This window comes from Arthrobacter sp. Soil_C_60 (assembly GCF_057656375.1).
In genome coordinates this window covers 54,632-67,273 of record NZ_JBDGKM010000011.1, presented here as the reverse complement: position 1 = coordinate 67,273, position 12,642 = coordinate 54,632, and the positions used below count along the sequence as shown (strand labels likewise).

Genomic DNA, 12,642 nt, shown 5'->3' with positions numbered 1-12,642 from the left:
GACCGCTGCCGCGTGTCGCTTATCTGTGTGGATTGTTGTCTCAACGCGTCACCGGCATGGTCGGGGTCGAAACATCGTAAACCTCTACTTCAACGTCTGGTTCGGGCGCGTTGAGCAGCGCTTCGAAAACCTTGGCCTTCAACTCAAGCTGGCTGTCGTTGCCCCACAGCACCTTTTGTCCGTTGGTCAACTGCAGCTCAACCGAGTCGATTGACTTGGCCGATGCATGTTCCAACTGCGCCAGAATATCCGCCGGAAGCGCGCTGAGAACAGCCGTGATAGTCCGGAATATCTCCTGGTCCTTGCTGGCCGCGCTTTCGTCAATCAGCGGCAGCTCGGCGGACTTGCGCTCTTTCACCGAGCCGATCCGTTTGCCTTCTGCATCGATCAAGGCGAACGTCTTGCCCGTTTCCAGGACGGCGACAGGAATTCGTTCCGTGATTTCCACGGCAAGTTCCGATGGCGGCCGGGCTTCAACAGTAAAGTCCAAAACGGCCGGCAGCCCCTCGAGCAGCGGCCGCACGTCGTCGTCGCCAACCTGCGGCAACGGTTGCTCTTTCAGCGGCGCAAGCGCCTCGTCGACCGTCTTCTCCGATGTCAGATCGGTGCCGGTGACCGTAATGGTTTTGATCGCCAGGACAGGCGAGAACACCAGTACCAGGATCAGGGCCACCACCAGTACCGCTGCTGCTATGGCGCCGATCCAGATCCGGCGGCGCAGTTTCCTTCCGGGCGGTTCCGGAAAGGCTACAACGGTTGTGCTGCGCGGGGCGGGCCCAACCTTCTTGTCCGGAATGGATCCGGCCGCGCCTGAGGTGGCACGGTTCTTCTTGCGACCCTTCGGACGTACCGGTTTTGCCGCTGGCGCGGTCTTCGTCCCGGTTTCCGCCGGCAGGACACCGACTTTGCCCGAATTCACCCGCACGTTCCCGCGGTCTGCTTGGGTAGCCGCCTGCCGCCCGGCAGAACCGGACGCTGGCCGTTGAACCGCCTCATCCTCGCGGCTGGCGGACTCGTCCGGAGGGGACAGCGGAGCCTGTTTCCGGGAACCAGCAGGAGTCACGGGTCTGCGCGGCTTCCTGCTAACCATCAAGCAGCGCCGTCCGCTGTCCGCTGGGCGAGGCGGTCTACCAACTGTGGGCCAAATTGCGTGATGTCCCCGGCGCCAACGGTCATAATGATGTCGCCCCTCCGGGCCCGGTCGACCACGGATTTCAGCGCCCGGTCCGGGTTTTGCTCGTACCCGCCTGGCCGCTTGAGCCGGGACGTGATCAGCTCACTCGTCACGCCGGGAATGGGATCCTCACGCGCCGGATAGATATCGAGCACGGTCACCGAGTCCGCCAGCGACAAGGCCTCCGCGAACTCTGCGGCAAATTCCCGCGTCCGGGAGAAAAGGTGCGGTTGGAACAGCACATGGACTCCGTGGGCGCCGGCAACCTTTTTCGCCGCTGACAAGGCTGCGTGCACTTCGGTCGGATGGTGGGCATAGTCGTCGAAGACCCGGACCCCGTCCGCCTCGCCCTTCGCCTCAAAACGGCGTGCGGCTCCGGTGAATCCTGCCAGTCCGTCCGCAGCAGCGGCCGGATCAACACCGCTGCAAAGCCCGACGGCGAAGGCTGCCGTCGCATTGCGGATATTATGTGCACCGGGTACCTGGAGCCGGAGCTCGTGCCGCTGCCCGTCGACGACAATCCAGCTGCTGCTGGTCCCCGCGGCAAAACCGCTGTCTTCAATCCGCACGTCCGCCTCGGGCGAATATCCATAGCCGAGGATGCGGTGCCGGGCACCGGATTCCCGGACCCTGTCCGCCAGATCGTGTGCCCCCTGGTCGTCTACGCAGACAATAAGTGTTCCGTCCTCAGGTAGGAGGGCCGCGAACGTGTCGAAGGATGCGTAAACGGATTCGGCGGAACCGTAGTGGTCCAGATGGTCGGCCTCCACGTTCGTGACCACAATGACTTTCGGACGGTAGTTCAGGAACGAACCATCCGATTCGTCGGCTTCGGCCACGAACAGTTCGCCGGCACCGTAGGCGGCATTGACCCCGAGCGCGGCCACGTCCCCGCCGATGGCGAAAGACGGTTCCTTGCCCGCGGCCCGCAGCATGACGGTGACCATCGCCGTCGTCGTTGTTTTGCCGTGCGTACCGGCAATGGCGATCAGCTCCTGCGATCCGATCGAAGCGGCCAGCGCGACGGAACGGTGGATGATGTTCAGCCCCGCGGAAACCGCCGCCTGCAGCTCGGCGTTATCGGGACGGATGGCCGTTGAGACGACTACGGTGTCCGCGTCCGCAACATTGGCAGCGTCATGGCCGATGTAGACCTTCGCCCCCAGCCGCTCCAGCTGGCCCAGAACCTTGGAGTCGCGGCTGTCGGAGCCGGAGACATTGACGCCCCGGGCGAGCAGGATCCGGGCGATCGCGGACATGCCCGCACCTCCGAGCCCGACAAAGTGGACGCTGCCCAGATCCTCAAAGGCAAGCTCCTGGGTTGTATGGAAATCAACCGCTTTCACTGGTGCCTCCCTGTGGCTTGGAAAACCATTGCCGCCATGCGTGTATCCGCGTCCCTGATGCCCAGCCCGGCAGCCGCCGTTGCCATGGCCTGGAGCTTCTTGTGGTCCTGCAGCAGCGCAGGCAGCTCTGCCGTTGCCCAGTCAGGCGTGAAGTCGGCGTCCTTGACCATCACCGCTCCCCCGGCCCCGACGAGGTCCGCGGCGTTCAGCGCCTGCTCGCCGTTGCCATGCGGCAGCGGGACAAGAACTGCCGGCAGTCCGACGGCGGCGATCTCGCAGACAGTAGCTGCGCCGGCCCGGGCCAGCAGCAGATCCGCCGCGGCGTAGACGTTTTCCATACCGTCCACGAATTCGACCTGGTGGTAGCCGGGAACGCTGACCAGGCTGCCATCGGGCTCCCGAAGCTCTTTCCCTTTGCCCGTTATGTGCAGGGTCTGGATGCCGGCCGCCGCAAACTTCTCCAGCGACGTCCGGATGGTGCGGTTGATGCTGGCGGCGCCGGATGATCCGCCCGTCACGATCAACGTAGGCTTATCCTGTTCCAGGCCCAGCCGGTCCCTCGCCGCAGCACGCGCGGCCGAGCGGTCCAGGGTTGAGATTTCCCGACGCATCGGCATTCCGACCCAGGTGGCATCGGGCAGCCTGGTACTCCGGAACGCCACCGCCACGTCGTCGGTCAGGCGGGCACCCACGCGGTTGGCCAACCCCGGGCGTGCATTCGCCTCATGGATCACCAGCGGCACCCTGGCCAGCTTGGCGGCGATATACATGGGAGTGCTGACGTACCCGCCAACACCGACGACGACATCCGCTGCCGCGCCTTCGATGATGCGGCGCGCTTGCTTCACCGCGGTGCCGAACCGGAACGGCAGCTTAAGCAGATCCAGTGAAGGACGCCGCGGGAATGGAACCCGCTCGATCGTGGCCAGCTCGTAGCCGGCAGCGGGAACCAGCCTGGTTTCCATGCCTGCAGCCGTGCCAACGGCCAGAATTGCGGCGTCGGGTGCCTGTTCCCGAATGGCTCCCGCGATGGCCAGCAGAGGGCTGATGTGTCCGGCGGTGCCGCCGCCGGCGAGAACCACGGACGGTTCATGGGTCTTCATAAAGTACTGGTACCTTCTGCCTCGGTCATTACTTGCTGATGTTTCCGGCTGGCTCCGGAGCCTTCCGCTGCGCCAGGTTCCTGGCCCGTTTCCTGGCACGGTTCCTGCCCGCCCGGGCATCAGGCCGGGCAAAAGATAACAGTACCCCGACCGCGGCAAGTGTGATGGTCAGGGCCGACCCGCCGTAGGAAATGAACGGCAGCGGAACACCGACAACGGGCAGCAGTCCGGTCACCACGCCCATGTTCAGGAACGCCTGGCCAATGATCCACACCATGATCGAGCCGCCGAAGATGCGGACGAACGTATCGTTCTGCCGCATGACAGTACGCACTACTGCAACCGCCATCAAACCGAACAAGAGGACGACGACGAAGGTGCCGAGCAGCCCTAGCTCTTCTCCGATGATGGCGAAGATGTAGTCATTGTGTGCCTCCGGAATCCAGTTGTACTTTTGCCGGCTCTGTCCGAGGCCGACACCCCACCAGCCGCCCGACGCCAGCGCGAACAGGCCGTTGCACGACTGCATGTTCAGCCCGGTGGTGACCTCGCAGCTCTGGTCCAGCCACATGGTGATGCGGCCCATCCGGTTGGGGCTCGCCACGACCATGACCAGCACGCCGGCCGCCGCCACCAGCCCAGCCGAAACGAACATCTTCAGCGGAGCCCCGGCGAAAAACATAGCCCCTGCAAGAATAAGCATGAGGATCATTGCAGTACCCAGATCCCTGCCCAGCAGCACTAAGCCGATGATCAAACCGGCGCCCGGTACGACAGGAATGACCAGATGCTTCCAGTCCCGCAGCAGGTGTTCCTTGCGGACCAGAACTGTAGCCATCCACAGCGACATGCCAAGTTTGGCGACCTCGGACGGCTGCCCGGTCATCCCGCCCGGGAGCTTGATCCAGTTGCGGTTGCCACCGACCGACTCGCCTAGCGGAGTGAAGACCAGAAGCAACAACACCACCGAAATGGCCAGTGCCGGCCAGGCAAGCTTCTGGTAAGTCTCCGGGCTGAGCCGGGACAGGATAAGCATCACTGCGATACCGAGACCGGCAAACACGCCCTGTTTCAGGAACAAGCTGAACGGTGATTCGCCGTCGGCAATGGATTCCACGGCGGATGATGAAAGCACCATCAGCAGGCCGATGGCAGTCAGGGCCAGGGCCGAACCCAGGATGAGGTAGTAGCTGAAGCCCGTCGGTTCCTGACCGGTTCCTTCAATCCGGTCGAGCAGTGCTTTGGCTTTGACCCGCAGCCCGGTTTTGCTCCCCTCGGGGCCTTCCCCCGGGCTCCAGAGCTTCCTGTCAGCGGAACCGGCCGGACGGGCAGACGCCTTCGACGCCGGTTTCCGGGGTGTTTCCCGGTTGGGCGTGTTGACCATTACTGCTCCTTACGGGCTCTACGCCTGACCTTCCTGGATGCCACGGACCGCTTCGATGAATGCATCGCCGCGATGGGCGTAGGACGTGAACTGATCCATGGAGGCAGCCGCCGGCGCCATCAGCACGGTGTCCCCGTCTACGGCAATCCCTGCTGCCGCGGCCACAGCTGAAGCCATGATCTTCCCGCCGGTGACTTGTTCGTTTCCGCCCGCGGGCTGTCCTTTATCAGTGTCTCGCGCCGGAACCGTGATCACCGGAACATCCGGAGCGTGTCGCTCCAACGCGGCCAGTAAGCCCGTGCTGTCCTGGCCGATAACGACGACGGCCTTCAACCGTCCGCTGTGGGCAGCGACAAGTTCGCTGTAGTCCACGCCCTTGGACAATCCGCCGGCGATCCACACCACGGAGGAGAACGCCGCCAGCGAGGCCGCGGCCGCGTGTGGGTTGGTTGCTTTGGAGTCGTTGACCCACAGCACTCCATCGATTTCGGCGATTTTCTGGATCCGGTGCGCCCCCGGGTTGTAATTGCGGATGCCGTCGCGGACCGCGGCCGGTTCCACCCCGTAGGCACGGACCAATGCCGCGGCCGCAAGCGCATTGGCAACCAGATGCCGTGGGGCCAGCTCGCCCAGGTCCGACAAGGCCGCCAGCTCGGCTGCAGAGTCCTTGCGTGCTTCGATAAAGGCGCGGTCAACGAGCAGATTTTCCACTACGCCGACCATGCTCACGGCCGGCATACCGGTGGTGAAGCCGATGGCGCGGCAGCCCTCCACGACGTCGGCCTCTTCCACCATCGCCTCGGTCTCACGCTGTTCCGCGTTGTAGACGCAAGCAACCTTGGTGTTCGCGTAGATCTTGGCCTTGTCCGCAAGATAGTTCTCGTACGAGCCGTGCCAGTCGACATGGTCCTGCGCGACGTTGAGGCAGACGCTTGCCAGCGGCGAGAGCGAATGGGACCAGTGCAACTGGAAGCTGGAGAGTTCGACGGCGATCACGTCGTAGCCCAGCGGGTCCCGAATGGCATCCAGAACAGGGGTGCCTACGTTGCCGGCCGCGATGGCCCGCAGTCCGGCCGCCTGCAGCATCGAAGCTGCCAAGCCTACCGTTGTGGTCTTTCCGTTGGTCCCGGTAATGACGAGCCATTCGGCGGTCCGCCGCCCGGCACGCTCGCGTACGCGCCAGGCAAGCTCCACATCGCCCCAGATGGCGATTCCGGCTGCTGCGGCGGCGCCGAGCAGGGGCTGCCGCGGGCTCCAGCCGGGCGAGGTGACCACGAGTTCGGCCGGTTCGCCGTCAACCAGCGGAAGCGACTGGGTGTGCTCAGGCCCCAGCAGCACCTGATGGGCACCGACGATTTTCAGCGTGTCCGCCTTAGCCCGGTTCTCCTCGGTGTCCTGGGCGTCGACCAGAACCACCTTGGCGCCGAGTTCAATCAGTGTGTCTGCCGTGGAGAAGCCGGACAGTCCTATGCCGGTGACTACCACCCGCAGTCCGGACCAGTCTGCGTCCCAGGATGTCAGTGAATCCAGCCGTTCGTTCACGCTCACAGTCCAACAACCCATTCAGCGTAGAAGATGCCCAGTCCTGCAGCCACGCACAGGCCGGCGATGATCCAGAACCGGACCACCACTGTGACCTCGGCCCAGCCTTTGAGCTCGAAATGGTGCTGCAGCGGTGCCATCTTGAAGACTCGTTTGCCGCCGCTGAGTTTGAAGAACGCAACCTGGATGATGACCGAGAGGGCAATCAGGACAAACAGGCCTGCCAGGACGACCAGCAGCAACTGGGTGCGTGACAGGATTGCGAAACCGGCGATGGCGCCGCCGAGGGCCAGCGATCCGGTATCGCCCATGAAGATCTTCGCAGGCGAGGTGTTCCACCACAGGAAGCCGATCAGGGCGCCGCAGAGCGAACCGGCCAGCAGTGCAAGATCCATCGGGTCCCGGACCTCATAGCAGACCTCCCCCGCCACCTTGATGGAACCGCAGGCCTGGTTGAACTGCCAAATACCCATCAGCATGTAGGCGCTGAACACCATGACGGAGGCGCCAGCCGCCAGGCCGTCGAGCCCATCGGTCAGGTTCACGCCGTTGGTAGCTCCGGTCACGATCAGGTTGGACCAGAGAATGAACAGGATGGTGCCGAGCACGGTGCCGCCTGCGGCCAGGTCCAGCCACGGTACGTCCCGGACCACGGAGATGTTCATCGACGCCGGAGTCCGCCCGGCCTCATCCGGGAAGTTCAGTGCCAGGACGGCGAACAGCACGCCGACGATGCCCTGGAGCACAATCTTGGACCAGGCCCGGAGTCCCAGGCTGCGCTGCTTCGAGATTTTCAGGAAGTCATCCAGGAAACCGACCAGGCCCATACCGGCCATCAGCAGCAGAAGCACACCGCCGGACACGGTGGGACCGGGGTGGTTCTGGTTCATCATCCATTCGAGCAAGTGCGTGCCGAAATAGGCGATGACGACGGATCCGACAATGACGGTACCGCCCATGGTCGGTGTGCCCCGCTTGGTGTGGTGCGAGGTCGGACCGTCATCACGGATGAACTGGCCGTAGCCCCTTTTGACGAGCAACCTGATGAACAACGGCGTGCCAACGAGGGCAAGCACCAGAGCCATTGCCGAGCCGATAAGCAGGGAAATCACGACTGGATACCTCCCTCTGCAGGAATCGGTGTTTCTGCCGCGCCGGACGGCGGGGCAGTTGGGGACGGCTCACGGCGCGCTACCCGGTCTCCCAGGTGCCGTAACCCGGCCCCGTTGGAAGACTTGAACAGCACCAGGTCGCCCGGTCGCAGATCCCGCTGGAGCATCTTGTAGGCATCTTCCGGTGTCTCGACGAAGGTGGATTCATCGCCCCAGGAACCCTCCATGACGGCTCCGGTGTGCATGGCCCTGGCCCCGGTGCCCACCACGATCAGCTTGGCGATGTTCAAGCGGACCACAGTCCGCCCGATGGCGTCGTGCTCGTGGATGGAATCCTCTCCCAGCTCCAGCATCTCGCCCAGTACCGCCCAGGTACGCCGTCCCTCGCCGCGGCCAAGTTCGGCCAGGGTCCGCAGGGCGGCACGCATCGATTCGGGGTTCGCGTTGTAGGCGTCGTTAATGACCGTCACACCGTCCGGCCGCTCGGTGCGTTCCATTCGCCAACGGGACGCCGGACCGCGGCCGTTCAGGCCGCTGGCGATCAGCTCGGCGCTGATGCCAAGCGACCAGGCTGCGGAGGCCGCTGCCAGCAGGTTGGTGGCATGGTGGATACCGATCAGCCCGGAAACGATGCGGCTTTCGGTTCCATCAGGGAAGCGGACCGTCAGTTCCGGGTGCCCGGCGGCATTGGTACGCACTTCGGTGGCGCGCAAAACTTCAGCATCGGCAGCATCCGGCGAGAACCCGGCGTCGGCGGTGAAATAGAGCAGCTTCGCCGTCGTGCGGGTATCCATCTGACGTACGCGCGGATCGTCGGCGTTGATGATGGCCGTGCCATCGGCACCGATCGCTTCAACCAGTTCACCCTTTGCGCGGGCGATGTTCTCCACGCCGCCGAACTCGCCGGCGTGGGCTGTACCCACACCCAGTACGACGCCGGTGTCCGGCTTCACCATATCCGTCAGGTAAGTGATGTGTCCCAGCCCGGTGGCTCCCATTTCCACCACCAGGTAACGGGTGTCGAAGTCGGCGTTGAAAATGGTCAGCGGCACGCCGACCTCGCCGTTGTAGGAACCCACCGGGGCCACGGTCGGGCCGGCCTGGGCCAAGATGCCCGCGAGCAGATCCTTCGTGGTGGTCTTGCCCGCGCTGCCGGTGATTCCGACAACCGACAGCGGGCCGTGGGCACGCAGCCGCGCGACGACGTCGGCGGCAATGGCACCCATGGCCTGCACGGCGTCGGGCACGATGATCTGCGGCAGCAGACGGCCGGCGTCGTCGGTTATCTCGCGTTCGGTCAGCGCCAGCACGGCGCCGGAAGCAAAAGCCCGGGGAACGAACAGATGCCCATCCGTCTTCTCGCCGGGCTTCGCCACGAACAGTGACCCGGGAATCACTTCCCGCGAATCCGTCGCCGCGGAATTAACCGTCACAGCGGGGGTATCCTCCGAACCATCTGTCGGTTCCCCAATGATGCGCCCGTGTGTAATTGCCGCAATTTCGGCTGCAGTAAGTTCAATCATGACGATCTAGGACTCTACCGCGTCGGCACCGAGGGCATAGAATCCATGCCGGCGCAACGCCTTCCGCAGCTCCACCCGGTCATCAAGGGCCAGGTTCACGCCTTTGACCTCCTGCCAGACCTCGTGTCCGCGTCCGGCAACCAGGACGGTATCTGCTGCCGTGGCCATTTCCACGGCGTGCTCGATCGCCGCGGCGCGCGGAAAGACCTCCTCGATCACGGTGTCCAGCTGCTCGTCCTGCTTCGCCGCGAAGGCGCCCCTCAGGACGTCCTGCCGGATGGCGGCTTCGTCTTCGCCGTGCGGATCATCGTCGGTGACAATAACGACGTCGGCACCCCGGGCTGCGATGGCTCCCATCAGCGGGCGTTTGGTCTGGTCGCGGTCCCCCGTCGCCCCAAAAACAATGATGACGCGGGAGCCTGCTTCGGGCCGCCGCACGGACGCGAGAGTGCGCTCCAGTGCGTCGGGATTGTGGGCAAAATCAACAATTCCTGCCGGCTGCTCGCTGATCAGCTGCATTCGTCCGGGAACATCTACTGTGAACGGATCCCTCGCATCCAGCGCTGTCTGGAGACGTTGAACGTCAACACCGGAGGCCAGCACCATGACTGCCGCCAGGGCAGCGTTGGACACGTTGAAGTCCCCCGGCAGGCCGGTATGCAGCCGCAGCACCCCGTCCGGGCCGTGCAGCTCGAACCTGTGTCCCAGCCCTGCGCGCTGAATGGACTGAACCCGCCAGTCCGCAGGCGCGCCGGTGGTACTGAGCGAGACGGTGGGTACGTCGGAACTTTCGGCCAGCCGCCGCCCCCAGGGATCATCCACGCAGACTACGGCGCGGCGGACCCGATGGGGGGTGAAAAGCTCGGCCTTCGTCTGGAAATACTCGTCCATGCTGCCGTGCAGATCGAGATGGTCCTGCGTGAGGTTCGTGAATCCTGCCACGTCAAAGCGCACTCCGTCCACCCGCCGGTAGGAGATGGCGTGTGAGGACACTTCCATCGCTGCCGCATCCAGACCCCGTTCGCGCATCAGGCCGAGGATGCCGTGGACTTCCGGGGACTCGGGCGTAGTGAGTGCACTGGGAATCGCTTCACTGCCCACGGTGATTTCGATTGTCCCGATCAGGCCGGTGGATTGGTCCAGTGCCTTCAGCAGGGAGTTCACGAAGTACGTGGTGGTTGTTTTTCCGTTGGTACCGGTGACGGCGAAGAGGCTCGGCCGGGTACCTGCGGGCTGGCTGTTGTAGACCCTGGCCGATAGTGGTCCAACGAGGGCGCGCAGGTCCGGGGCTGCCAACACCGGCACCGTGCCCAGGTCTTGCCCCGCGAGCAACTGGGTTCCGGCGTCGTCCGTAAGAATTGCCGCCGCACCCGCTGCGGCAACTTGCGCAGCGAACTCGGCCCCGTGCCGGTTGGCTCCCGGCAAACCGATGTAGAGGTCCCCCGGCTCCACGGCGCGCGAGTCGATCGAAAGCCCGCTCACGGCAGTGTCCCAGTCTGTTCCTGCAGCCGACGCCATGACCGGCAATCCGGCGTCCGCCAGGACCAGCTGCAGTTCCTGTAGCGTGACGGGCTCGACAAATTCCGGCCGCATAGGCGAGGCAGACCTGTGCGGCTGTCGGGGGGTGGTGCTCACAAAGTTCTCCAGAATCATTACTCGAGCGGAAGTTTAACCGGCTTGGTGGTGGACGGCGGCACATTGTAGGTATTGAGCACCTGGCTCATAACCTTTTTGAAAACCGGACCGGCGGTCAGCGAGAATACGCCGCCCTCCGGCCGCTGGATGGTCGCCACGACAACATACTCAGGGTCCTCCATGGGAGCGATGCCTGCATAGGAAATCGTATAGCCACTGAACCCACCCTCGTCGGACGGCGCCTCGGCCGTACCCGTCTTCACACCGATGCGGTAGTCCTCGATATTACCCGGCAAGCCACTGGCCACGTGCGAGTCGGTCTCCAGCATGTCCTGGACCTGGTCCGCTGTCTCGGAGGAGACGGCCCGCCCAACTTCCTCCTTGGCCACGGGGTGTTCGGTACCGTCGGGGTCGATATAGGCGTCGATCAGCCGCGGTTCCATCCTGACGCCGTCGTTCGCAATGGTGGCGAAGGCGACGGCGGTATGCAGGGCGGTCTGCGCCAGGCCCTGGCCGAAGAGGACTGTGAATTCCTGCCGGCCGTCCCAAGTCTCCGGTGGTGCCAGCAGGCCCGCGGTGGTCCCGTGGAGGCCGATGTCGAACTTGTGGCCGACCCCGAACCTGCGCAGGTAGTCGTAGCGCTGCTGCCTGGTCAGCTGTTCCCCGATCATCACCGTGCCCGTGTTCCAGGAATTCGCGAGGATGCCCGCCGTGGTCATCGTTTTGGCATCGTGCGGCCGGGCATCGATGAACGTCTGTCCGTTGACGGTGTACTCGGGCGGAATCTTATATTTGGTAATCGGCGTCGTGATGCCTTCTTCGATAGCGGCGGCCATCGTGATCATCTTTGTCGTCGAGCCGGGCTCGAAGGCCTTCGTCGCGGCGTAGGATTGGCGCTGGCCGTCCGGTGTCGCCCCGGGATCATTGGGATCCAGCGTGGTGGAATCGGCCAGCGCAATGATGTCACCGGTCTTGGCGTTCATCACAACGATGGTTCCGTACTCGGCGTCGTATTCCTTGACTTGCTCGGCGATGGCCTCCTGGGCATACCACTGCAGGTCCGAGTTCAGGGTGAGCCTGACACTCTGGCCGTCCTGGGCAGGTACTTCTTCGTTGGTGGCCACCGGGATTCGGATTCCGTCCGCCCCGATTTCGAAGGTGCGCTCACCAGGGGTGCCGGCGAGCACTTCCTGCTGCGTGGCTTCAATGCCTTCGAGCGGGGTGCCGTCGGACCCCAGGAAGCCGACTACCGAGCCTGCCACCTCGCCCACCGGATAGGTCCTGGTAGTGGTCTCGCGCGACTGCAGGCCGGGGAAGGCCAAATTCTCGACTTTCTCCTGGATTTCAGGCGTGACCGATTTTGCTACATAGTTGAACGGCTTATCACCGACGACGGCGTCCCGCACCGTGGCGACGTCCTGCCCCAGGATGGCCGCGAGATTCTCAATTTCGCCCTCGATCTGCACATCTTCGACCTGGCGGGTTTCCTGGTTGAACCGTTGGAAATCCTCGACCAGGCGCTGGTCCACGACGATGTCGAAACGTTGCACACTTCGGGCCAGCACGGTCCCTTCGGCGTCAAGGATTTCGCCTCGCAAGGCGGGTATTTCCGAAGTACGCAGGCGCTTGTCGATTGCAGCTTGAGCCATGCCGGCGGTATCGAGGCCCTGCAGCTGGAAAAGACGTCCGCCGAGGATAACCAGCAGGACCAGCACCACGGCGAGTCCTGCGCGGAGCCTTCGGGCCGTCACTTCGGCCCGCCGGTTGCTTTGGACTTGGGCCTTGGTTCTTGCCACTAGGGATCCTCGTTCGTCTCACCGGGC

At 64.0% G+C, this 12,642-nt stretch carries 9 protein-coding genes; all 9 read right to left on the bottom strand.

The features are described from left to right. Positions 1-40: 40 nt before the first annotated feature. Positions 41-919: a cell division protein FtsQ/DivIB gene (locus AC3A4M_RS18930; protein ID WP_498737688.1), complete on the bottom strand. Its 879-nt coding sequence runs from the start codon at positions 917-919 to the stop codon at positions 41-43. A gap of 170 nt (positions 920-1,089) precedes the next feature. Beyond that, the gene (murC, locus tag AC3A4M_RS18925) at positions 1,090-2,520 is read right to left on the bottom strand and encodes a UDP-N-acetylmuramate--L-alanine ligase (RefSeq protein ID WP_498737686.1); all 1,431 of its coding nucleotides are present in this window, start codon (positions 2,518-2,520) and stop codon (positions 1,090-1,092) included. Further along, positions 2,517-3,623, bottom strand: coding sequence for an undecaprenyldiphospho-muramoylpentapeptide beta-N-acetylglucosaminyltransferase (gene murG, locus AC3A4M_RS18920; RefSeq protein ID WP_498737685.1), 1,107 nt, complete (start codon positions 3,621-3,623; stop codon positions 2,517-2,519). The genes murC and murG overlap by 4 nt, the downstream gene beginning before the upstream one ends. Before the next feature lie 28 nt (positions 3,624-3,651). After that, positions 3,652-5,007, bottom strand: a complete 1,356-nt coding sequence (gene ftsW / locus AC3A4M_RS18915) for a putative lipid II flippase FtsW (protein ID WP_498737683.1) — start codon at positions 5,005-5,007, stop codon at positions 3,652-3,654. Between the two features lie 18 nt (positions 5,008-5,025). Then, positions 5,026-6,570 (bottom strand): UDP-N-acetylmuramoyl-L-alanine--D-glutamate ligase, encoded by a 1,545-nt coding sequence (murD, locus tag AC3A4M_RS18910; protein ID WP_498737681.1) that lies wholly within the window; start codon positions 6,568-6,570, stop codon positions 5,026-5,028. Next, positions 6,552-7,661: a phospho-N-acetylmuramoyl-pentapeptide-transferase gene (gene mraY / locus AC3A4M_RS18905; RefSeq protein ID WP_498737680.1), complete on the bottom strand. Its 1,110-nt coding sequence runs from the start codon at positions 7,659-7,661 to the stop codon at positions 6,552-6,554. Before mraY ends, murD begins: the two co-directional genes overlap by 19 nt. Then, positions 7,658-9,184 carry a UDP-N-acetylmuramoyl-tripeptide--D-alanyl-D-alanine ligase gene (locus tag AC3A4M_RS18900; RefSeq protein ID WP_498737678.1) on the bottom strand — a complete coding sequence of 509 codons (1,527 nt, stop codon included), beginning with the start codon at positions 9,182-9,184 and terminating at the stop codon, positions 7,658-7,660. The genes mraY and AC3A4M_RS18900 overlap by 4 nt, the downstream gene beginning before the upstream one ends. Before the next feature lie 6 nt (positions 9,185-9,190). Beyond that, complete coding sequence (locus tag AC3A4M_RS18895; protein ID WP_498737676.1) at positions 9,191-10,837, bottom strand: UDP-N-acetylmuramoyl-L-alanyl-D-glutamate--2,6-diaminopimelate ligase; 1,647 nt, start codon at positions 10,835-10,837, stop codon at positions 9,191-9,193. Next, a complete protein-coding gene (locus AC3A4M_RS18890) occupies positions 10,837-12,615 on the bottom strand; it encodes a peptidoglycan D,D-transpeptidase FtsI family protein (protein ID WP_498737674.1) in 1,779 nt (592 codons plus the stop codon). Before AC3A4M_RS18890 ends, AC3A4M_RS18895 begins: the two co-directional genes overlap by 1 nt. Between the last annotated feature and the right edge of the window lie 27 nt (positions 12,616-12,642).